Source organism: Mycolicibacterium phocaicum, assembly GCF_010731115.1.
Taxonomy (GTDB): domain Bacteria; phylum Actinomycetota; class Actinomycetes; order Mycobacteriales; family Mycobacteriaceae; genus Mycobacterium; species Mycobacterium phocaicum.
On the sequence record NZ_AP022616.1, the window covers coordinates 4,749,076 to 4,770,957 of the forward strand.

Annotated in this window: 16 protein-coding genes; 6 read left to right on the forward strand and 10 right to left on the reverse strand. The window is 70.4% G+C overall.

Annotation, left to right across the window (positions count from 1 at the left end):
* Nucleotides 1-13 precede the first annotated feature (13 nt).
* Nucleotides 14-265 carry a type II toxin-antitoxin system ParD family antitoxin gene (locus tag G6N46_RS22725; RefSeq protein ID WP_073694733.1) on the forward strand — a complete coding sequence of 84 codons (252 nt, stop codon included), beginning with the start codon at nucleotides 14-16 and terminating at the stop codon, nucleotides 263-265.
* Nucleotides 262-558, forward strand: coding sequence for a type II toxin-antitoxin system RelE/ParE family toxin (locus G6N46_RS22730; protein ID WP_138250677.1), 297 nt, complete (start codon nucleotides 262-264; stop codon nucleotides 556-558). Before G6N46_RS22725 ends, G6N46_RS22730 begins: the two co-directional genes overlap by 4 nt.
* Before the next feature lie 30 nt (nucleotides 559-588).
* Here the strand turns inward: G6N46_RS22730 and G6N46_RS22735 are convergent, their stop codons facing one another.
* From G6N46_RS22735 to G6N46_RS22755, 5 genes are read right to left on the reverse strand one after another with little or no spacing between them, the layout of a single operon-like run.
* Nucleotides 589-2,799, reverse strand: coding sequence for an AAA family ATPase (locus G6N46_RS22735; protein ID WP_138250676.1), 2,211 nt, complete (start codon nucleotides 2,797-2,799; stop codon nucleotides 589-591).
* Complete coding sequence (gene pssA, locus G6N46_RS22740; protein ID WP_073694730.1) at nucleotides 2,796-3,686, reverse strand: CDP-diacylglycerol--serine O-phosphatidyltransferase; 891 nt, start codon at nucleotides 3,684-3,686, stop codon at nucleotides 2,796-2,798. Before pssA ends, G6N46_RS22735 begins: the two co-directional genes overlap by 4 nt.
* Nucleotides 3,683-4,411: a phosphatidylserine decarboxylase gene (locus tag G6N46_RS22745; protein ID WP_073694729.1), complete on the reverse strand. Its 729-nt coding sequence runs from the start codon at nucleotides 4,409-4,411 to the stop codon at nucleotides 3,683-3,685. Before G6N46_RS22745 ends, pssA begins: the two co-directional genes overlap by 4 nt.
* A gap of 29 nt (nucleotides 4,412-4,440) precedes the next feature.
* Nucleotides 4,441-5,628 (reverse strand): molybdopterin molybdotransferase MoeA, encoded by a 1,188-nt coding sequence (moeA, locus tag G6N46_RS22750; protein ID WP_138250675.1) that lies wholly within the window; start codon nucleotides 5,626-5,628, stop codon nucleotides 4,441-4,443.
* A 4-nt stretch (nucleotides 5,629-5,632) separates the two neighbouring features.
* On the reverse strand, nucleotides 5,633-6,553 hold the full coding sequence (locus G6N46_RS22755) for an SDR family NAD(P)-dependent oxidoreductase (RefSeq protein WP_138250674.1): 921 nt from the start codon (nucleotides 6,551-6,553) through the stop codon (nucleotides 5,633-5,635).
* 67 nt (nucleotides 6,554-6,620) lie between these two features.
* Here G6N46_RS22755 and G6N46_RS22760 point away from each other — a divergent pair, with 67 nt between their 5' ends.
* Nucleotides 6,621-7,436: an HAD-IIA family hydrolase gene (locus G6N46_RS22760; protein WP_138250673.1), complete on the forward strand. Its 816-nt coding sequence runs from the start codon at nucleotides 6,621-6,623 to the stop codon at nucleotides 7,434-7,436.
* A 5-nt stretch (nucleotides 7,437-7,441) separates the two neighbouring features.
* Here G6N46_RS22760 and G6N46_RS22765 read toward each other — a convergent pair whose 3' ends face one another.
* On the reverse strand, nucleotides 7,442-9,160 hold the full coding sequence (locus tag G6N46_RS22765) for a DEAD/DEAH box helicase (protein ID WP_138250672.1): 1,719 nt from the start codon (nucleotides 9,158-9,160) through the stop codon (nucleotides 7,442-7,444).
* 30 nt (nucleotides 9,161-9,190) lie between these two features.
* Nucleotides 9,191-9,832, reverse strand: a complete 642-nt coding sequence (locus G6N46_RS22770; protein ID WP_138250671.1) for a TetR/AcrR family transcriptional regulator — start codon at nucleotides 9,830-9,832, stop codon at nucleotides 9,191-9,193.
* Between the two features lie 113 nt (nucleotides 9,833-9,945).
* Between G6N46_RS22770 and G6N46_RS22775 the strand changes: the two genes are divergently transcribed.
* Nucleotides 9,946-12,705, forward strand: coding sequence for a helix-turn-helix transcriptional regulator (locus tag G6N46_RS22775; protein ID WP_163692964.1), 2,760 nt, complete (start codon nucleotides 9,946-9,948; stop codon nucleotides 12,703-12,705).
* Between the two features lie 61 nt (nucleotides 12,706-12,766).
* Here G6N46_RS22775 and G6N46_RS22780 read toward each other — a convergent pair whose 3' ends face one another.
* Together G6N46_RS22780 and G6N46_RS22785 are read right to left on the reverse strand one after the other, a co-directional pair.
* Nucleotides 12,767-14,317, reverse strand: a complete 1,551-nt coding sequence (locus G6N46_RS22780) for a hypothetical protein (RefSeq protein WP_138250669.1) — start codon at nucleotides 14,315-14,317, stop codon at nucleotides 12,767-12,769.
* Between the two features lie 184 nt (nucleotides 14,318-14,501).
* Nucleotides 14,502-14,999 carry a cupin domain-containing protein gene (locus tag G6N46_RS22785; protein ID WP_138250668.1) on the reverse strand — a complete coding sequence of 166 codons (498 nt, stop codon included), beginning with the start codon at nucleotides 14,997-14,999 and terminating at the stop codon, nucleotides 14,502-14,504.
* A gap of 138 nt (nucleotides 15,000-15,137) precedes the next feature.
* Between G6N46_RS22785 and G6N46_RS22790 the strand changes: the two genes are divergently transcribed.
* The gene (locus G6N46_RS22790) at nucleotides 15,138-15,899 is read left to right on the forward strand and encodes a polysaccharide deacetylase family protein (RefSeq protein ID WP_167526428.1); all 762 of its coding nucleotides are present in this window, start codon (nucleotides 15,138-15,140) and stop codon (nucleotides 15,897-15,899) included.
* A 31-nt stretch (nucleotides 15,900-15,930) separates the two neighbouring features.
* A complete protein-coding gene (locus G6N46_RS22795; protein WP_167526477.1) occupies nucleotides 15,931-16,608 on the forward strand; it encodes a M24 family metallopeptidase in 678 nt (225 codons plus the stop codon).
* 77 nt (nucleotides 16,609-16,685) lie between these two features.
* On the opposite strand, the gene G6N46_RS22800 is transcribed toward G6N46_RS22795, so the two are convergent.
* Nucleotides 16,686-21,308, reverse strand: a complete 4,623-nt coding sequence (locus tag G6N46_RS22800) for a PGRS repeat-containing protein (RefSeq protein WP_163692966.1) — start codon at nucleotides 21,306-21,308, stop codon at nucleotides 16,686-16,688.
* Nucleotides 21,309-21,882: the final 574 nt, after the last annotated feature.

A 21,882-nucleotide genomic window follows, 5' to 3' on the forward strand; every position in this document is an offset into this window, starting at 1 on the left:
TATTGTTCGGGATGTGGGCAGGAACACCTCATTCAGTCTCGATGAGCACTACAGCGCGTTCATCGAGACTGAAGTCGCGTCCGGTCGTTATCGATCGGCCAGTGACGTAGTGCGATCCGCATTGCGACTGCTCGAGGATCGGGAGACTCGACTGAGGGCGTTGCGCCAGGCCCTTGTGGATGGTGAACGTAGCGGTGAATCAACAGAATTCGACTTTGATGAGTTCGTATCGCGCAAACGGGCCGAGGGTTCCCATCGTCAGTGAGCCGTTATGTACTTTCGCCCGCGGCGCGCGCCGACTTGGAAGATGTCTGGGACTACACATGTGAGCGCTGGAACGCTGATCAGGCGCAGGCGTACGTTCGGGAGATTCAACATGCCATCGAACGCATCGCGGAGTCGCCGATGATCGGGCGAGCGTGCGACGACGTTCGCCCGGGTTACCGGAAACATGCGGTGGGATCGCACGTGCTGTATTACCGGCTCATCTCCGGGGAAATCATCGACGTCGTGCGCATCCTCCATCAGCGGATGGATGTGCCTCGGCACCTTGACTGAGGCTCGCGTAGCTTGTTTCGATTGCGAAACTCAGCGCCCCTCGGCGAACTCCCGAAGTGACTGCACCTGAACGGGATCCAGTGACGGCCGCACCGTCTCGCGGGCCTTGGCGACGTCGGCCGCGGTGACATCGGCGGCGTCGATGGACCGGCGCATCGCGGTCAGCGCCGCTTCGCGCAACAGGGCGACGCAGTCCGCGGCGCTGTAGCCGTCGAGTTCACCGGCCAACTGGCCGAGGTCGACGTCGGGCGCCAGGGGGATGGATTTGCCTGCGGTACGCAGGATTTCGCGACGGGCCTCGGCGTCGGGCGGCTCGACGAACACCAGCTTCTCCAGCCGGCCCGGCCGCAGCAGCGCGGGGTCGATGAGATCCGGCCGGTTGGTCGCACCGACCACCACGACGTCGCGCAACGGGTTGATGCCGTCGAGTTCGGTGAGCAGCGCGGCCACCACGCGGTCGGTGACACCGGAATCGAAGCTCTGTCCGCGGCGCGGCGCCAGGGCGTCCATCTCGTCGAGGAACACCAGCGACGGCGCGGAATCGCGTGCGCGCTGGAACAATTCGCGGACCGCACGCTCCGACGAACCGACCCACTTGTCCATCAACTCGGCGCCCTTGACAGCATGCACCGACAACCGGCCCGAGCTGGCCAAGGCCCGCACCAGGAACGTCTTGCCGCAGCCGGGCGGCCCGTACAACAGCACGCCCCGGGGCGGTTCCACGCCGAGACGCTCGAAGGTGTCCGGGTGCTGCAGGGGCCACAGCACCGCTTCGGTCAGCGCCTGCTTCGTCGCCAACATGTCGCCGACGTCGTCGAGCGTCACCGACCCGACCGCGACCTCTTCGGTCGCCGACCGCGACAGCGGCCGGATCACCGACAGCGCACCGGCCAGGTCATCCTGCGTCAGGGCCGGTTCGGCACCGTCGGCGCTGGCGCGGGCGGCTGCCCGCAGCGCGGCCTCGCGTACCAGGGCGGCGAGATCGGCGACGACGAATCCCGGTGTGCGCTCGGCGATCTCGTCGAGGTTCAGATCCTTGGCGGGCACCGACCGCAGCAGCACCTCCAGCAGGGCCTTGCGGGTGGCGGCGTCGGGCAGGGTCAGTCCCAGTTCGCGGTCGCACAGATCGGGTGCCCGAAGGCGGGCGTCGACGCCGTCGGGCACGGCCGACGTCGCGATGAACGCCACACCGCGGCTGGCGACGGCCTTGCGGAGCTCGGTCAGGATCAACGTGGCCACGGGCTCGGCGACCGCGGGCAACAGCGCGTCGATGTCGGTGATGAGCAGGACACCACCGCCGTCGCGCACCGAGCTCACGGCAGCGGCGACCCCGGCCAGTCGGTCCTCGGCGCGCAGCGCCCCGACCTCCGGCCCGTCGAGCTCGACGAGGCGGCGTGACGTGCACACCGCGCGCACCATGGCGGCCTTGCCGACGCCCGCGGGCCCGGACACCAGGACGCCCAGATTGGCGGTGGCACCCAGGGTTTCGAGGAGTTCGGGTTCGTCGAGGGCCAGCTTGAGCCACTCGGTCAGTCGCGTCACCTGGGCGTGTACGCCCTTGAGGTCATCGACCGAAACGGTTTGGGCGTCAGTCGTTTTCGCGGGGGAGATCACCGGTTGCGCGGCTGCCGTGACGACGGTGGCATCACCCCAGCTGACCACTGAATTCGGTTGCACGCTGACCGGTCCGGCCGGGTCGACGGCTGTCACGGTGAGCAGCTCTGAGGTCCAGGTGATGCCGACCTGCGTGGCCAGCGCCGCGGTGGCCGCGGACGTCGAGGTGCCCGGACCCAGATCGCGCGGCAGCAGTGACACCGTGTCGCCGACCGTCATCACCTTGCCCAGCAATGCCATTCGCAACGTCGCCGGGGAGATCGAGCTGCTGGCCAGTCGCGAACCGCTGACGGTCACCGAGCGGGCGCCGTACACCGTCGCCGGTGACACCAGCACCGGCGCGTCGGCCCGGATGCCGGCATTCGACAGGGTCACATCGTCGAGCAGCGCGGTGCCCGGGGGAGTCCCGGTGGCGGCCACCCCGACCACCGCGCAGGTGGTGCGCGTGCCGGTCAGCGACACCGCGTCCCACTCGCGGATACCCAGGGCAGCTATCGCTTCCGGGTGCAGCAGCACCACGCCGCGGCGGGCGTCGAGTGCTGAGGTGTTGAGCCGGGCGGTGAGCTGGAGCTGCGCGCCGGACGGGTCGGATGCGCCCTGCAGGGCCTGTGCCTGCGGGGGCGTCATCGACGAGGACCCGGCCTACGCAACCGCAGCCGGGCCGTGGACCGGCGCTGCCCGCGGTCGGTGCGACGCGGCTGCGCACGGCGGATGGCGCGGCGGGCCTGTCGCTGTTCCTTGGGTTTGTCGTCCCAGACCTCGGGGTGTGCACGCAGCCAGGCCTTGGTCCGGACCGCGAACGGGATGTGGATCACGTAGGCGACGATGATCACCAGGATGACGATGTAGCCGTACATCACCGAGGCGGCCACCAGGATGGCCAGCAGCGCCAGCAGCGGCAGGGCCATGTTCGGCGGGATGGCGAAGGTGTGCACCTTGCGCATCGGGACGGTGCTGACCACCAGCAGCGAGACGCCGATCAGCCAGATGCAGATGAAGATCTGACCCCAGTGCGAATCCCACCAGGGGCCGGGGAACTGCATCTTGGCCGCCAGCGGGCCGATGGCGCCGATCGCGCCGGCCGGGGCCGGCATGCCGGTGAAGAACTCCTTCTCGAACGCCGGGCCCTCCACGTCGAGCATGGCGTTGAAGCGCGCCAGCCGCAGCACGATGCACACCGCGTACAGCAGCACCACGATCCAGGCGAGCGGCGAGCTGTTGTGCTCCAGCAGCGTGGCGTACACGATGAACGCCGGCGCCACGCCGAAGTTCACGGCGTCGGCCAGCGAGTCGATCTCCGCGCCCATCTTGGACGTCGCGTTCAGCATGCGGGCCGCGCGGCCGTCGAGCGCGTCGAGGATCGCGGCACCCGCCAGCAGCGCCATGGCCTCGGTGGGCCGGTGGTCGAGGGCGTACTTGACCGCCGACAGACCCAGGCAGATCGCAGCGACCGTCAGGGCGCTGGGGACCAGCTTCCGCAGGCTCACCTGCGGAGTCTTGATCCGGGGTTTCATGCCGGCGACCCGCTCGGCAGGTCTGCCAGCACCGTCTCGCCGCCGATGGCGCGCTGCCCGATCTCGACGCCGATCACGGAGCCCTTGGGCAGGTAGGTGTCCAGGCGGGAGCCGAACCGGATGAGGCCGTACGTCTCGCCCAGCGCCAGGTGCGCACCCGGGTGGGTGCTGCACACGATGCGGCGGGCCAGCAGACCGGCGAGCTGCACCGCGACGACGTCGTGGCCGTCGGCGGTGCGCAGCCAGAGGCTGTTGCGCTCGTTGTCCTCGCTGGCCTCGGCCTTGTCGGCGGACAGGAACTGGCCCGGCTTGTGCTTGACGGTGATCACCTCGCCGGCCACCGGCGCGCGCTGCACATGCGCGTCGAACAGCGACAGGAAGATGCTGACGCGCGGCAGCGGCTCGTCGGACAGGTTCAGCTCGGCGGGCGGGACGGCCTCGTCGATGAGCGTCACCAGGCCGTCGGCCGGCGCGACGACGACGCCGGGCCGGCTCGGTGGCGTCCGCGGCGGATGCCGGAAGAACCCGGCGCACGCGGCGGCCGCGGCCAGTCCGGCCGCCCGGACCCAGCGCTTGCGGTGGCCGATCGCGGCGACACCGAGGGCGCCGCCGACGAACGGCAGCCCGGCCGGGTGCATCGGGGGAACGGTGGAACGGACCAGGTCGACGAAACGTGACAGTTCGGACTCTGGAGTGTCAGCTGGGGGGCGCGCAGGTCTGGCCATGGGGACTCGATTCTACGGTTTGCGGGGCTCTAACTGAGATCCCAGACGGGCACGGGCGATCCAGCCGCTAATTCGACCACGTCCTCGCCGATGTCCAGCAGGCAGTTTGCCGTCGCCAGCCACCGGAGGTGGTGCGACGCCGGCGGGCCGTAGCTGCTCACCTGCTCATCGGTGCCGAGCACGCCGCGGCGGAACTGGCGTTTCCCGGCGGGGGAGGTCAGCTTCTCGGTGAGCGTCGCCGGGCGGCGCGGTCGCTGCGACGGCAGGCCCATCGCCGCGCGCAGCGGTGGCCGGATGAAGACCTCGAACGACACCAGCGCCGAGACGGGGTTGCCCGGCAACGTGACGATGGGCGTGCCGCCGACGGTCCCGGCGCCCTGCGGCATGCCGGGCTGCATCGCGACCTTCACGAACTCGACATCGCCTGAAAGGGCGTCTTTCACCACCTCGTACGCGCCGGCGCTGACGCCGCCCGTGGTGACGATCAGGTCGACGTTCTGGGCATGGCCGGCCAGGGTCTCCCGGAACAGCGCCACGTCGTCGGATGTCGCCGGTGCGGTCGTGACGTCGGCGCCGGCCTCACGTAGCGCGGCGGCCAGCATCACGGCGTTGGACTCGTAGATCTGTCCCGGTTGCAGCGGCGTGCCCGGCGCGACCAGCTCCGTTCCGGTGGACAGCACCAGGACCCGTTGCCGCGGAATAACTTTCAGCTCGGCCAGGCCCAGGGCGGCGGCCAGGCCCAGGGCCGCGGGGGAGAGCACCTCGCCGGCGGACAGCACCGTCATCCCGGCGGTGACGTCCTCGCCCGCCCGCCGGATGCTCCGGCCTTCGGGGACGGCCGAGTAGATCGACACGACGTCGGTCGCTCCGTCCGTGGCCTCGACCTGGACCACCGCGGTGGCCCCGGCGGGCAGCATGGCGCCGGTCATGATCCGGTGCGCCGTGCCGGGCGCCAGGGTCAGCAGGTCGGTGCGACCGGCCGGAATGTCTTCGGCGACAGGGAGTTTCACCGGGTTATCGGCGGAGGCGGTGGCCACGTCGGCGGCCACGACGGCGTAACCGTCCATCGCCGAGTTGTCGAAACCGGGCAGCGACAGCGGCGCCACCACGTCCTCGGCAAGGGCCAGCCCCAGCGCGTCGGCCAGCGGTACGGCGACGGCCGGCCGGGCGTTGATCAGTCCGGCGACAACCTGCTGATGTTCCTCGACGGTCCGCATGAGGCTAGATCGCGAAGGTGACGCCGGTGAGCTCTTCGGACACCGCCCACAACCGCCGCTGGATGCCGGCGTCGTGCGACTGTGCGGTCGACTGCACCAGCACCGGGTGCCCGACCAGCTGGAGGAGGCCAGAAGGCCCGTAGTACTCGCCGCCCCGCGCGTCGGGGTCGACGGCGGCCCGCAACGTGGCCAGCGCGCCGACCTCGGGGCTGTTGGCGACCAGCCCGCTGATCTGGTTGAAGCCGGGCAGGCCGGAGCCGGGGATGTGGCGCATCAGTTCGGTGTTGGAGATGCCGGGATGGGCCGCGACCGAGATGGTTTCGGCGTTCGTGGCCACGAGCCGGCGTTGCAGCTCGTAGGCGAACATCAGGTTGGCCAGCTTCGACTGGCCGTAGGCCGCGACCCGGTTGTAGCGGCGCTTCTCCCACTGCAGGTCGGCGAAGTCGATCTTCCCGAGGATGCGGTGCGCGATGCTGCCGAGGGTCACCACGCGCGAGCCCGGGACGGACAGCAGGTTCTCGATGAGCAGGCCGGTGAGCGCGAAGGCACCGAGGTGATTGGTGCCGAACTGCAATTCGAAGCCGTCGGCGGTGGTCTGCTTGGGCGGGTACATCACGCCGGCGTTGTTGATGAGCAGGTCGATCCGCGGATAGGCCGCCCGCAGGTCGTCGGCCGCCGCGCGGACCGAGGTCAGCGAACCCAGGTCCAGCTTCTGCACGACCACGTCGGCGTTCGGGGTGCTCGCCCGCAGCCGGGCGGCGGCGTCGTCGCCTTTGCCGGTGTCGCGCACCGCCATCACCACGCGAGCGCCCTTGCCCGCCAATACCCGCGCCGTCTCGTAACCCAGCCCGGTGTTGGAGCCGGTGACGATCGCCACCCGGCCGGTCTGGTCCGGCACATCGTTGGCGGTCCATTTGGTGGTCATGGCCGAAGACACTACCGAGCGGACCGCCTGAGTTGCGCGGGAGCGGCGGGCGTTTACTGTCGGCACCATGGCAATCGGCGGGGTGCTCTTCGACATCGATGGTGTCCTGGTGACCTCGTGGCGTCCGATCGACGGTGCGGCCGAGACCCTGCGGGTGCTCGAGGAGCGTCAGATCGCCCGGTCGTTCCTGACGAACACCACCACCAAGACCCGGCAGCAGATCGCCGAATTGCTTTGTGCGGCAGGCATTGAGGTCGCTGCCGACGAGGTCGTCACCGCCGCGGTGCTGACCGCCGACTACGTGCGCGATCGCTACCCCGGTGCCCGATGTTTCCTGGTGAACAGCGGCCAGATCGGTGCGGACATGCCCGGTGTCGATCTGGTGTACGCCTCCGACTTCGCTGGTCCGCGGCAGCCCGACACGCCCGATGTGGTGCTCCTCGGTGGCGCGGGGCCCGAATACACGCATCTGACCCTCAGTTGGATCTATGACTGGATGGCCCGCGGCGTCCCCGTCGTCGCCATGCATCGCAGCAACGCGTGGAACACCGCCGACGGGCTACGGGTGGACACCGGCCTGTATCTGGCCGGGCTGGAACAGACCACCGGTCATCAGGGCACCGCTGTCGGCAAGCCCGCGCCCGCCGGGTTCCTGGCCGCAGCCGCCCGGCTCGGCGTCGAACCCGAAGAGATGTACATGGTCGGCGACGACCTCAACAACGACGTCCTCGCGGCCCAGGTCGTCGGCATGACGGGCGTGCTGGTGCGTACCGGAAAATTCCGCCAGGACACGCTGGACCGTTGGGCCGCAGACGAATTCGCGATGCAGCCGAACTACGTGGTGGACTCCGTCGCAGACCTGCCGGAGCTTTTGGGCCGCTGAGGGCGTCAGGCCGTCAGCTCCCGCTGCATGTTCCGGATCGCCGCGATGCGGTCCTGCAACTGCTCGCGCGTCGCGGCCGCCACCGGGGGACCGGGGTGCCTGCGCCGCAGCTCGTTGTGGATCCAGCCGTGCGGCTTGCCGGTGCGGTGGTGGAACGCGGCCACCAGTAGGTTGAGCTCCTTGCGAAGTTCACGGAGCTGGCCGTGCGTGGTCATGGGTGGGGGCGGAGCCCCGGTGGCAGCGGCCTTGGCGCTGCGCTTCTGCAGCTGCTCGTCCTGCCGCCGACTCAGCAGATCACGCATCTGCGAGTGGTCCAGCAGGCCCGGGATGCCGAGGTAGTCGGCCTCCTCGTCGCTGCCGGCCTCCGTCGCGGTGCCGAACGACGAGCCGTCGAAGATCACCTGATCCAGCTCGGCGTCCGAGCCGAGCATCTCGAAGCCGTTCTCCAGCTCCGACTTCTCGTCTTCCTTCTTCTGCGCCTGCTCGAGCAGTTCGTCGTCGAGGCCGTCGGACACGCGGTGCGGCTTGCCGAGCACGTGGTTGCGCTCGCGCTCCAGCTCGCTGGCCAGCTCCAGCAGGTTCGGCACCGACGGCAGGAAGATGCTGGCCGTCTCGCCCTTGCGCCGCAGGCGCACGAACCGGCCGATGGCCTGCGCGAAGAACAAGGGGGTCGACGCACTCGTGGCGTACACCCCGACCGCGAGCCGCGGCACGTCGACACCCTCGGACACCATGCGGACCGCGACGAGCCAGCGGCTGCTGCCCTCGGAGAACTGTGAGATGCGAGCCGACGCCGTCGGGTCGTCCGACAGGATGACCGTCGCTTCCTCGCCCGTGATGGTGTGCAGCAGTTTGGCGTAGGCGCGGGCCGTGGTCTGGTCGGTGGCGATGATCATGCCGCCGGCGTCCGGGATGCTCTGCCGCAACTGCCCCAGTCGCTTGTTGGCCGCCGCGATCACCGCGGGCATCCATTCGCCCTCGGGGTTCAGCGCGGTGCGCCAGGCCCGGGCGGTCTGCTCGGCGGTGAGCGGTTCGCCGAGACGGGCCGCGTGCTCCTCGCCGGCACTGTCGCGCCAGCGGGCCTCACCCGAGTACGCCATGAACACCACCGGACGCACCACGCCGTCGGCGAGCGCGTCGGAGTAGCCGTAGGTGTGGTCGGCCACCGACTGCTGATGGCCGCTGCCGTCGGGCTCGTACTGCACGAACGGGATCGGGCTGTCGTCGGACCGGAACGGGGTCCCGGTCAGGCAGAGGCGCCGCGTCGCATCGTCGTAGGCCTCGCGGATGGCCTCGCCCCAGCTCTTGGCGTCGCCGCCGTGATGGACCTCGTCGAAGATCACCAGCGTCTTGTGGTTCTCGGTGCGCACCCGGTGTCTGGTCGGGTGGCTGGCGACCTGGGCATAGGTGACGACGATGCCGTGGTAGTCCGACGACGTGTGCCCCGTCGAGTTGCTGAACTTGGGGTCCAGCGCCATGCCGACGCGCGCCGCGGCTTCCGCCCACTGGGTCTTGAGGTGCTCGGTCGGGACGACGACCACGACCTGGTCGACGGTGCGCTCCGTCAGCAACTCACCGGCGATCCGCAGGGCGAAGGTCGTCTTGCCTGCACCTGGGGTCGCGACAGCAAGAAAATCACGCGGCTTGGCGGTCAGATACCGCACCAAAGCCCGACGTTGCCAGCCCCGCAAAGCCTGGGTGCTGGGCGCTGCATAAGCCCGCACCCGAAGACTCCTCCTTGGTCGAAGGGCAGTCTAGGGCAACGGGTTTGGCGGATGCACATTTGCCCGGCGTGTCCTGGCGCTCGGCCCGGTGGTGTCGGCGGCCGACGTGGTGATCAGGCGCGTCACGGCGTCGCAGACGATGGCCTTGCGCTGGGCGTGGTCGTCGATGCCGATCACGGCCAGCAGCGTGGGGCTGAGGTTGTGCCACATCGATGCGATGGTGAGCACCAGGGTGAACAGCACCGGCGCGGGCAGCTCGCCGGTGAGCTTGCCGTCGGCCTGGGCGGCGGCGATGGACGCAATCTGCTCGTGCATGGTGTCGCCGGGAAAGCCCGCCGCGGAATCGTCGGCGCGCTCCAGTCGGTGCCAGGCGATCAGCCGGCCGACTTCGGGCTGGCCGGCATAGACGTCGATCAGATGAGCGGCGTAGCCGGGCAGGTCGTCGGCGACCACCGGACTGTCGGCGAAGAACCGCTGCGTCATCGCGGCCCACACGGCGTCGAACAACTGATCTTTGCTGCCGAAGTAATGGTAAATCTGCGCCTTGTTGGCGCCCGCGTTGGCGGCGATGCGATCGACCCGGGCCCCGGCGATGCCGTACTGGGCGAATTCGGTGGTCGCCGCGCAGAGCAGCCGCGCACGAGTGGCGTCGGAGTTCCGCGGGTGGCCCATTGCGGAGATTTTAGCTGGTAGACCGACGTTTGCTAACTAACTAATTAGTTGACAGTGAGATGAGGCCTGCCTAACGTTCGGAACCGGGTGGGATGTGGATCACAGGAGGTGGTGTGGTCGCTGAGCCCTGTCAGCAGCGGTCGGCCGCGCCGCCACCGGAACTCGTCGGCCGCGGCGAACAACTATCGAGGTTGATGGCGGCCATCAGCGACACCCCGCGTGGGCACGCGGTGGTGGTGTCCGGCGCAGCCGGGTCCGGCAAGACCGCACTGCTCGACGTCGCCTGCCGTCACGCCCGGGCCGTCGGTTTTCGGGTGGTGTCGATCGCCGGAACGCCGGGCGAGTCCGATACCCCGTTCGCCGGTGTGCATCAGTTGATCCACGCGCTCGGACATTGGGGTGACGAAGCCGAGCAGTACCAGCACATCATCGACGCCGCGCTGCGATCGCCCAGCGGCGAGCAACTCGACGTCGTCCGCGTCGCGATGGCGCTGCTCGGGCTTCTGGACGCCTTTGAGCGGCAGCAATCGGTTCTGGTCTGCATCGACGATGGGCAGTGGCTCGACGCGCCGTCGCGCAACGCGATGATGTTCGCCGCCCGCCGCAGCGCGGGCCGGTCGTTGACGGTCGTGCTGGCGACCCCCTCGACGGCCGGAAAGGTGTTCGGCGGCGACGGCCGCGCCGTCGAGATCGAACTGTCGCCGTTGGCGCGCTCCGATGCCGCCATGCTGCTCGACCGGCAGTCGGGCGCACCGCGCGGCTTGCGGCGCGAGCAGGTGCTGACGGCGGCTGCGGGCAACCCGGCGGCCGTCATCGCCTTCGCCGAGACCGCCGCGGCCGGTGGTCTCTCGGTGGGTCCGGCCGCTGAACCCTTGGCGCTGCCCGCCGCCGGCCTTGGCATCTACAGCCGCCGCGTGGCGCTGCTGCCGGCGGCGACCCGGGCCACGCTCCTCGTTCTCGCGGCCGCCTCGGACCAGGATCTGCGGTTTCTGATGCCCGCGGTGCTGGCCGATCCACAAACGCTCGCGCCGGCCGAGGTCGCCGGCATCATCCGAGTCGAGCCGAGCGGCGTGCGGTTCCTGGATCCGCTGCTCCGGTCGGCGGCGTATCACCGGGCACCGGCGGCGGCCCGCTCGGCGGCGCATCTGCGGCTCGCCGACGCGCTCGTCGCGCTACCGCACCGGCAGATCTGGCATCGCGCGCAGGCAGCGCTCAAACCCGACGATGCGCTGGCCGCGCAGTTGGCCGCCACCTGCGACGAGGTACTGCGCCGCGACGGCTATCTGGCCGCCGCGGTGACCATGCAGCGCGCGGCGATGCTGACCACCGATGCCGGTGAGCACGCCCGGCATCTGGTGCGCGCGGCGCCGCTGGCTCGCAACGCCGGCGACCCGCACTGGGCCGCGGCACTGAGCCGGTGCGCGCTCAACGGCGTCGACGACCTCATCTCCCGGGTGCGCGCCCACACCGAGCTGGGGTCGGCGCGCTGCTGGGACGCCGACAGCCAGCCGGTTCTCGACATGCTTCTCGAGTCGGCCGGCCTGGCCGTCGACGTTGCCCCCGCGGTCGCCTGGGCGTCGCTTCGGGTCGCCGCGACCGTCACTTTCATCGCCGACGACGCCGCGGGGCGATGTGGCGTCATGCGGCTGCTGGGGCAACTGGAGGACGCCGAGCCGCCCACGGGCGTGGCCGCGCTCGCCGACCAGATGTGGATCCGTACCGCCACCGATCCGCACCTCGCCCATCTGCAGTCGCCGGAGATCGTCGGGCTGGCCGGCCGCGTCGGCGACGCCATCGAGCTCACCGCGGTCGGTGCGTCGGCCTGGCTGGCCGGGCAACCCGACCTGGCCGTGCGTTGCCTACGCGGTGCACACGCCGGAGCGCTGGCGCCGCGCTTCGGCGGCCTGGCCTCGACCGCCCTGTGCTGGGCCTTCGTCGAGTCGGGCCGCTGGGACGAGGCCGTCGACGCGGCGGCCACCATGAGTCGTTCGGCGGCCGTCGCCGACGTTCCCGTCGTCGCCCGGATCGCGGATCTGGTCATCGCCACGGTCGCGGCCCGACGCGGCCAGCTCGCGACCGGCCGTGAACGACTCAGATCGGCCGCCGAACTGGCCGACTTCCGGGACCGGCCCGCCCTGGCGGCGTGGATACACCACGTCGCGGGTTCGATCGCGCTGGCCGAGAACCAGAACACGACCGCCTACGCCGAATTGGCGGAGCTGTTCGACGAGTCCGGATTGCCGCTGCACGCGTATGCGTCGTATCTGGCGCTGGCGGATTACGCCGAAGCCGCGGTGTTGACGGGCCGGATCCACCAAGCCCGTGCACATCTGAGCCGGATCGTGGGTCATCTGCCCGGATCCGCGGGACCGCGGTTGACCCAGCTGGTCGCGCACGCGGACGCCGTGCTCAATCCCGACACCGCCGGGGCGCGCTACGGCGAAGCGCTCGCCGATCCGGCCGGCAACCGCTGGCCGTTCGAGCGGGCGCGGCTGCGCATCAGTTACGCCGGATGGCTGCGCAGGCACCGACGGCGCCGGGACTGCCAGCATCAGTTGGCTGCGGCATTGACCGTCATGCAGGACCTCGGCGCGGCGCCGTGGGTAGACCTGTGCACCCGGGAACTGCGGGCGGCCGGAGTGCGTCCGCAATCGTCGTCGGTCCAGACGGGCACGTTGAGCTCGCAGGAACACAATGTGGTCTATCTGGTGAGCGAGGGCTACACCAATCCGCAGATCGCGACCATCTTGAACCTGTCGGTGCGGACGGTGTCCAACCATCTGTACCGGTCGTTTCCCAAGCTCGGCGTCACCAGCCGGCACCAGATTCATGACGTGGCGCGGCCCGCGACCTGGACGAGCGAGCCTCGCTGACGGACCCAAATGGAAAGTCGGCGGCGGCGGAAAATCCGCCGCCGCCGACCGGTCACACCTGTCAGGCCGCGCTGTGCGCCTTCGACTTGGTCTTCGCGCCGGTGTGCGAGCCCTTGGTGCTGCCGCCCTTGGTGCCCGAGTCCGATCCGGACGTCGAACCCGACGAGCTCGAGTCGGAGCCCGACTTGCCCTGGTGGCCCTTGCCCCCGGGGGTCGTCGCCTTGGTCCCCGTGTTGCCCGTGGCCGAGCCCGAGCTGCTGGAGCCGGAGCTGCTGGTGCCAGAGCTGCTGGAGCCTGAGCCGGCACCCGTCTTGGTGTCACCGGCCTTGGAGTCGCCGCTCTTGCTGTCACCGGCCTTGCTGTCACCGGCGGAGGTCGAGCCCGTGGTCTTGCCGTCGGTGCTCGAGCCCGCCGACGTGCCGGTCTTGGTGGTGCCGTCGGTCGTCGAGCTGGACGACTTGCTGCCGCTCGACGCGTCGGTGGCCGAACCGGTGGTCTCGCCGGACGAGCCACCGGCCTTGGTGGTGGCGTCGGTTGCCGAGCCGGTCGACTCACTCGTCGCGCCGGTTGTCTTGCCCTTGTCGGTGCTCGCGGTGTCGGTCGTCACGGCCTTGGTCGTCGCGGCGGTGCTCAGCGTCACCGTCGCGGCTGTGGTGGACGGCACGGCGGCGATATCGGAGGCGGCCTTGGTGGTGGTCGTCGCGGCCGCGGCCGCCGGCTTGGCGGGGGTGATGTCGTTGAGAATCGACTTCACGACGGCGACCAACGACTGCAAGGTGCCGGAGATGGTGGCGCCGGTGGGGAGGGTTGCGCCACCGCCGAACAGGCCGCCGCCATAGATGTTGAAGCCGGGGATGTTGATTCCCAGCAGTGCGCCGAGGTTGGGGCCGTAGCCACCGTTGAGCAGGCCGTCGACGACGGTGGCCGGCGCCTGGATGACGGCGGTGGCCAGCTTGCCGAGATCGCCGGCCTTCACCGCGTTGATGACGTTCTGGACCGCGGTACCCATTGCGCCCAGGGTGCTGGCAACCGGGCTGATGATGCCGAGCCCGAGCTCGAGCAGGATGTTCGGCAGATCGTTGGCGATGTTGATCACGCTCTGTAGCGGCTGCGTGATGAGATTGCCCAGGGCCTTCGGCAGCGGTCCGATCGGGTTGATCGCGGCGAAGATGGGGAGCACGATCGCCAGCTGGAGGTTGTTGAGCGCGCCCTCGACGTTGGCCTTGCCGAGGTCGCTGAAGGCGGCCCCGAGGTAGCCGGGCACCTCTGTGGTCAGCGCGGTGACCACGGCCTTGCCGCTCTCGCCGAGCGCGTTGACCAGACCGGTCATGGTGCCGACCTGGTTGGTCAGAATCTGGCGGAGGATCGGGAACAGGCCCATCTCCATGTAGGACTTGACGTCGGCCTGCAGGTTGGCGGTGGCGGTCCCCAGAACCTGTCCGTACAGGTCGAACGGACTGCTGGTCAGGTTGACGGCGGCAGTCGACACCGCGTGACTGATCGACGGGAGCGACGGCACGTGGGCCAGCGGTTGGATCGGAGTGACTGCGATGGCTCCCGCCGTCAGCAGTGTGGCTCCGGAAAGGACGGACGATCGAACGGCGGCGTGCAAGATGGGTTCCTCTCATTCGCTGCGGCCGGATGATGGCGGCAGCGCCTACCTGACTTTTCCGTCGGTTCGATCACGGATCGAACAAATATTGACGGCAACGCACATCATGGGATGTTTGTGTTACTGGCCGGTAGAGACAAATGACTCAATGTGTGCACGGCTGGCGCGGGACCGGCCGCCGTCGTCACTCCACGAAGAAGTTGTCGTGCTTGATGAACCACTCGCGACGTTCGTCGTCGGTCATGTCGGCGAGTTGGCCGAACCCTTCGAAATAGGCCTCCCGGGGTGCACCCGGGGCGAACAGCATCAGCACCGACGCGGACTCATCGGCCTCGTTGCGGAAACCGTGGATGCCGCCCGGCGGGACATAGAGGAAGTCGTTGGGGCCGGCCTTGACCCAGTCGGTGCCGTCGTACAGCGTCATGGTGCCGGACAACACGAAGAAGGCCTCGGACATGGCGCGGTGGAAATGCGGGCCCGGGCCCCCGCCGTGCGGCGCGATGTCGACGCGGTACAGGCCGTAGTCGCCCGCGGTCTTCTGCTGGTTCGCCAGGTAGTGGTACTGGATCAGGCCTTGTGGGTCGTAATCGGGTGGCTCGTCACCGCGCCGCAGCGTCGCGCTGACCTCGGGCCGGTCGGCGGTATAGCGGGCCGGCGGATAGGGCGGTACAACCAGCGACATGGTCGGCTCCCGGTGACCATCGAGATCGGAGACGGCTTCTCGGTTTCCACCATAGGGCGGTCGCACCTGCTCCGGTTCGCGGCGAATTCACAGGCTCCGGACACGCGTTGTTCAGAGTCCCGGCCTAGCGTCCCAGCGGTGATAACCAGACGCGCCTTCCTGGCTGCTGGGGCCGCAGCCGCCGGTTCGCTGGCGCTGGCCGGACCGAGCGCGGCCGCGCAGGATCCGAGCGCCGTCGCCGGGCAGTACGCGCGCCGGGTCCCGACCCAGTGGGGCATGGCGCTACCCGGGATCGTCACGTCGATCCCGGCGCGCGGGCGCCAACTGGCCCTGACGTTCGACGCCTGCCGCGGCGGTGTCGACGACGCGCTGCTCGACACGTTGCAGCGCAACAACGTGCCCGCGGTGCTGTTCTTCAACTCCCGCTGGATCGACCAGCACCCCGACCGTGCCGCGCAGTTGGCCGCGAACCCACTGTTCGAGATCGGCAACCACGGCACCAGGCACGTGCCGTTGTCGGTCACCGGCCGCGTCGCCTACGGCATCGCCGGCACGCGGTCGGCCGCCGAGGTGGTCGACGAGGTGTGGGGCAACCAGATCAAACTCACCGCCTTGACCGGCCGGGCGCCCACCTGGTTCCGGCCGGGCACCGCCCACTACGACGACGTGGCCGTGCAGATCGTGCGCGACCTCGGGTTGCAGCCGCTCGGCTTCAGCGTCAACGGCGATTGTGGCGCCACCTTGTCCGCCGCCCGCGTACGCGCGAATGTCGTTGGTGCGCAGCCTGGTTCCATCGTCATCTCCCACATGAACCGCCCGGGTTCGGGTACCGCCGCCGGCTACGCCGGTGCCATCGCCGACATGCGGGCGGCAGGATGGGAGTTCGTGCGACCCGCCTAGCATCAATGCGGTGGAGAAGTTTGACGAGGGCATGCGGGCCGCGCGGCTTCTGGATGCCCAGGACAAGGCGGCGGAATTGTTCATCGCCATCGAAGAGCGTGGGTTGATCCGGCCCGGCGTCGGCGAGCGTCAGGTGACCGACGAGATCCGTGATCTGGCGGCCGAAATCCTCGGCGTCACGCGGCACTGGCACAAGCGGATCGTGCATGGCGGCGAGAACACGCTGGCGACCGCGCGGGACAACCCGCCCGACCGGGTGATCGCCGACGACGACATCGTGTTCGTCGACCTCGGCCCGCTTTTCGAGGAGTGGGAAGCCGACTTCGGCCGTACCTTCGTGCTCGGTGACGACCCACGAAAGCTGGCCTTGCGCAACGACTTACCGAAGGTTTGGGACGCGGCGCGGGCGCACTTCGAGTCGACTCCGGACATCACCGGCGCGCAGCTGTTCGATCACGTCGTCGAGTTGAGTCGAGCTGCCGGCTGGGAATTCGGCGGCGCGATCGCCGGACATCTCGTGGGGGAGTTCCCGCACGAGAAGATCCGCGGCCACGAGATCGACTCCTATGTGGCGCCCGGCTCGGACCTGCCGATGCGGCGCCTGGATTCCCAAGGGCGGCAATGCCATTGGATTCTCGAAGTGCACCTCGTCGAGCCGGGCCGGCAGTTCGGCGGATTCCAGGAGGAGTTATTGGACCTGCGGAGGTGACCGCTTCCGGAGGCAGTCCTGAATAGCCGAATGCGGTGTGGCGCCGATTGGTGCCACACCGCATTCGTCAGCTGCGGCTAGATCAGGATTCCGGTGCCGCCGGCCGGGTTGCCGGTGCCACCCGAACCATTGCCGCCGGCGCTGCCGGTGGCGCCGTCGGTGCCGTCGTGCGTGCCGTGACCGCCATTGGCGCCGCCCGAACCGCCCGCGCCGCCCGCACCACCGGCCGGACCGTCGCCACCGGCTCCGGTTGTCGCACCGGTGCCGCCGGCACCGCCGTTGCCACTGGTGCCACCGGTCCCACCGGCGCCGCCGTTGCCACCGTTGCCCCATTGGGTCACGTTGTCGTTGTAGCCCTTGCCGCCGTCGCCGCCGGTTCCGCCGACACCACCGACGCCGCCGTCGCCGCCGGCACCACCGACGTTGTCGCCGGAGGAGCCGCCGCTGCCGCCGGCGCCCGCGGCGCCGCCGTGGCCACCCACACCGCCGGTCGCACCGGCATTGCCGTTGATGAACGGAATGCCGTTCGCGCCGGTCTGACCGTCGCCGCCGATGCCACCATTACCGCCGGTGCCACCGGTACCACCGGCGCCGTCGAGGCCGTTGGCGGAGTATCCGCCCGCACCACCGTTGCCGCCGGCACCGCCCGCGCCGCCCGTGCCACCGAAGCCACCGCCGCCGCTGATACCGGCCGCGTTGTTGGACCCGAAGGCCGGGAGCCCACCGACGCCGCCCGACCCACCTGTGCCGCCCGTGCCGCCGGCACCGCCGCCGCCGCCGACGCCCGAGACGGTGCCGCCGGCCCCGCCGATGCCACCGTTACCTCCGGCACCACCGCCGGTGCCGGACAGACCCGTGGCGCCCAGCGACGCTCCGATGGTCCCGTCCGCGCCGTTGCCACCGGTACCGCCGGCGCCACCCGCGCCACCGTTGCCGGTCAGGCCACCCGCACCGCCGGCGCCGCCGTCGCCACCGCGGCCGGCGGTGCCCAGGATGGTGAGGGCGTCGAAGCCGTTGCCGCCCTTGCCGCCGTCACCTCCGTTACCGCCTACGCCATTGGCAGCCTGGCTGGCGCCGGCGCCGTTGAAGCCGCCGGCGCCCGCGTTGCCCGCAGCGCCACCGGTACCGCCGGTGCCGCCATTGCGCTGGATCGACGAAATGCCGTCGGACCCGGCACCACCGGTGCCGCCGTTTCCGGCGTTGCCACCCTTGCCACCGTTGCCGACGGTGCCGTGGGCGGCCGCGCCGCCCTTGCCGCCGGTGCCGCCGTTACCGCCCGCACCACCGGAGCCACCGGTGTTGCCGCCGAGGACACCCGAGCCGCCGCTACCGCCGTTACCGCCCTTGCCGCCGACACCGCCGGTGCCGCCGTTGCCCGCGTTGGTGCCACCGGCGCCGCCGATGCCGCCGGCACCGCCGTGGCCGCCGTTGGGGCCGTTCTCGCCAAGTGCGGCAAGGCCATTGGCGCCGTTGCCACCGATGCCACCGGCGCCGCCATTGCCACCGTTGCCGTTGGAGCCGCCGGAACCACCGTTGCCGCCGGCACCGCCGTTACCCGCGACGCCGACTGCGGTGATGGTGTTGAACCCGTTGCCGCCCTTACCGCCGTTGCCGCCGTTGCCACCGGCACCACTGGCGGCCTGGTTGACGCCCGCGCCGTTGAAGCCGCCGGCACCCGAGGTGCCGGCGCTGCCGCCGTCACCGCCCTTGCCGCCGTCGGGGATCAGCGACGAGCTGCCGTCGGAACCGTCGCCGCCGTTGCTGCCGTTACCGGCCGCACCGCCCTTGCCGCCACTACCAACGGTGCCGTGAGCCGCCGCGCCGCCCTTACCGCCGACGCCGCCGTTACCGCCGTTGCCGCCCTTTCCGCCGCCGCCGAGAGCTCCGCCACCGAGCACGCCCGAGCCGCCACTGCCGCCGTTGCCACCCGCGCCGCCGGTGCCACCGGTGCCGCCGTTACCGGCGTTCGTGCCACCGGCGCCGCCGATTCCGCCGGCACCGCCGTGGCCGCCGTTGGGGCCGTTCTCGCCAAGTGCGGCAAGGCCATCGGCACCGCTACCGCCGATGCCGCCCGCGCCGCCGTTACCACCGTTGCCGTTGGATCCACCGGAACCGCCGTTGCCGCCGGCGCCACCGTTACCTGCCACGCCGATCGCGGTGATGGTGTTGAACCCGTTGCCGCCCTTACCGCCGTTGCCGCCGTTGCCACCCGCGCCATTCGCGGCCTGGCTGACGCCCGCACCGTTGAAGCCGCCGACGCCCGAGGTGCCGGCATTGCCACCGTTACCGCCCTTGCCGCCATCGGGGATCAGCGACGAGCTGCCGTCGGAACCGTTGCCGCCGTCCCCGCCGCTGCCGGCCGAGCCGCCCTGGCCGCCGGCCCCGACGGTGCCGTGGGCGGCCGCGCCGCCCTTGCCGCCGCCGCCGCCGTTGCCGCCACTGCCGCCGTTTCCGCCGCCGCCGAGGGCGCCGCCGCCGAGCACGCCCGAGCCGCCGTTGCCGCCGTTGCCGGCGTCACCGCCAACACCGCCCTTGCCGCCGTTGCCGGACTGCGTGCCGCCCGCGCCACCGTTACCGCCGGCACCGCCGTGGCCGCCATTGGGGCCGTTCTCCCCAAGTGCGGCAAGGCCATTCGCGCCGTTGCCGCCGGTGCCGCCCGCGCCACCGCTACCGCCGTTGCCCGCGGTCCCGCCGGAGCCGCCGTTACCACCGGCGCCGCCGTTGCCCGCGACGCCGATCGCGGTGATGGTGTCGAATCCGTTGCCGCCCTTACCGCCGTTGCCACCGGTGGCACTGGCGTTGCCGGTGGCGGCCCGCTTCGTGCCGCTGCCGTTGAAGCCGCCGACGCCCGCGGTGCCGGCATTACCGCCGTCCCCGCCCTTGCCGCCGTCGGGGATCAGCGACGAGCTGCCGTCGGACCCGTTGCCGCCATTGCCGGCGAATCCGGCCGCGCCACCGGTGCCGCCGGCGCCGACCGAGCCGATGAACCCGACCTTCTTGCCGCCCTTGCCGCCGACACCGCCGTTTCCGCCGTCGCCGCCGTTTCCGCCGCCGCCGAGAGCTCCGCCACCGAGGACGCCCGAGCCACCGTGACCGCCGTTGCCTGCCTTCCCGCCGGCGCCACCGCGCCCGCCGATGCCGAAGATGTGGCCACCGTTTCCGCCGTCGCCGCCGTTGGCGCCGGTCTGTCCGTTGCCGCCGTTCTGGCCCAGCGCGGCAAGGCCGTCGGCGCCATTGGCACCGTCGCCGCCCTTGCCGCCGGCGCCGCCGTGACCGATACCTCCGGCGTTGCCGCCGTTGCCACCGGCCGTCGGCGTGAAGATGCCGAAGCCCGAGTAGCCGGCGCCGCCCGAGCCGCCGTTGCCGAAGCCGCGGGCGTTGCCGCCGTTGCCGCCGGTTACTCCGGGCAGCCCGCTCGAGTAGCCCTTACCGCCGTCGCCGAACCACAGGCCGCCGTTGCCGCCGTTGGGGTTGATCAGGTTTCCGTTGGCGCCGTTGCCGATCAGGTACTGGCCGGCCAACAGGTTGATTCCGGTGTCGACGACGAAGCCGATGGGGCTGTTGATCCAGGCCTGCACGCCGAAGTGCACGTTCTGGTAAATCCAGTTGGCGACGATCACCGTCGGGTCGACGAACGTCGGCAGGGCCAGCGGGCCGATCGCGGCCAGCGGGTTGACGGCGGCGAGTGGGTTGACCGCAGCCAGTGGGTTGACCGCGCTCAGGGGAGCGGGCGCCGCAGTCGGGTCGGTCGCCGCGAGTGGGTTGACGGTGCCCAGCGCGGTGGTCCCTGCGGGCGGGGCGGTGGCAGCCACCGAGTGCGCGGCGCTCGGGTGCAACCGCTTGGGGGTGCCGTACTCGACCTGGCGGCGCACCCACGCCATCACGGCCCAGACGCCGGGCATCTGGTCGGGATGGGTCGGCGCGTCGGGGGCGAGCATCGTGCCCAGACCGACCGCCGACAGCAGGCCGGTGATGGGGTTGAACGTCTTGGTCGTGGGGGCCGTGATGACCGCCCCGGTCCCCGGTGTCGCCGCCGCAGACGTGGACGGGCCGGCCGGCGCCGCCGGGGTCGTGGCGCCCGCCGCGGTGCTCGGTTCGGTGGCGTTGTGCCCGGTGGTTGCGCCGGTATGGGGCTGCTTGGGGCCGACCGCCGAGGTGGCATTCGGCTTGTCTGCGGTGTCGGGCTTCTGGGCGCCGGTTGTCCGCGGGCCGCGGGAGTGCCGGGGCTGCTGGGTGCTGGTGTTGCCGGCGCCGGCGCCCGAGTCACTGCCACTGCCGGGCGCGGCGTGCTTCGGCGGCTTGACGCCCTTGGCGAGGTCGTTCAGGGCTTTGCGGGCATCGTCCGCGTACTGGCGCATCCGGTCCTGCGCCTGCTGGCGTGGGGTGCGCGGCGTGTCGGTCGTGGTGCCGGACGCCGGTGTGCCACCGGGTTCGGTGGACGGCTTCGTCGACGGCTTGGGCTTGTTCGGGTTCTTGGTCTTGCCGTCGGTCGCCTTGGTTGCGCCGGAAGTGCCCGACTTGGCGCCGCTGTCGCCGCCGGCGCTCTCGGTGTTGACGAGCCGGATGTCCGCCGTCACCGACTGCATCGTCGGGGAATCGGGCCCCAGCAGCAGCATGACACCGGCGCTGGCGAAGGCCGCGCTCGTCAACCCTGCGGCTGCGAGCGGTCCTGCCGCACTCCACCAGCTGTTCGTCCCCACTGCCCTGTGCTTGCCCACGATCCTCCTCGCGCGTCGGGTGTGAGATGCAACACCCCCGTCAATAAACGTGGGGAGACTAACACCCGTAATCGAAGGCTGTGAACATCTTGTGGAAAGTGTGCGTCCGTTCATATCGGCGGACCGCGGGTATCGTGGCGATCTTGAAAAAGCCATTCTCACCTGCGGAAAAGTCGGCTGTCGTGCATATTTTGGTGATGCACCGGCCCTGGGTCTCGATGGTTGCGGTCCGCCGTGGGGCGGTCGACGGGGTTGCTGCGTGGGGGAAATTTAGAACACGTTCAGTTCTGCGATGCGCAACTGAACCGGGGCGCTCTGGGGTGCGGAGGCCCCTCGCGGGACGACGTCGGTCGCGACTCGGAACCGTGGCAGGGGGCGCTTCGGGGATGTTTACGGGTCGCTCGGGCCACGGACTGAGCGAGGGGATGTCGCAATCGGTAGCAAATCAACTCGAAGGCCCCAATGAGTTACTCATTTACTCAATTGCGTAAAGGACAACCCTGGCGCGTTGTATTTGCCATCGCTGTTGTATTTGTGACCTTTGTGCGCGAGTTCG

Coding starts and splice junctions, on each gene's coding strand:
- G6N46_RS22735 (WP_138250676.1), bottom strand. CDS start 2,799: ATGACGCCCCCGCAGGCACAGGCCCTGCAGGGCGCATCCGACCCGTCC.
- pssA (WP_073694730.1), bottom strand. CDS start 3,686: ATGAAACCCCGGATCAAGACTCCGCAGGTGAGCCTGCGGAAGCTGGTC.
- G6N46_RS22745 (WP_073694729.1), bottom strand. CDS start 4,411: ATGGCCAGACCTGCGCGCCCCCCAGCTGACACTCCAGAGTCCGAACTG.
- moeA (WP_138250675.1), bottom strand. CDS start 5,628: ATGCGGACCGTCGAGGAACATCAGCAGGTTGTCGCCGGACTGATCAAC.
- G6N46_RS22755 (WP_138250674.1), bottom strand. CDS start 6,553: ATGACCACCAAATGGACCGCCAACGATGTGCCGGACCAGACCGGCCGG.
- G6N46_RS22760 (WP_138250673.1), top strand. CDS start 6,621: ATGGCAATCGGCGGGGTGCTCTTCGACATCGATGGTGTCCTGGTGACC.
- G6N46_RS22770 (WP_138250671.1), bottom strand. CDS start 9,832: ATGGGCCACCCGCGGAACTCCGACGCCACTCGTGCGCGGCTGCTCTGC.
- G6N46_RS22785 (WP_138250668.1), bottom strand. CDS start 14,999: ATGTCGCTGGTTGTACCGCCCTATCCGCCGGCCCGCTATACCGCCGAC.
- G6N46_RS22795 (WP_167526477.1), top strand. CDS start 15,931: ATGCGGGCCGCGCGGCTTCTGGATGCCCAGGACAAGGCGGCGGAATTG.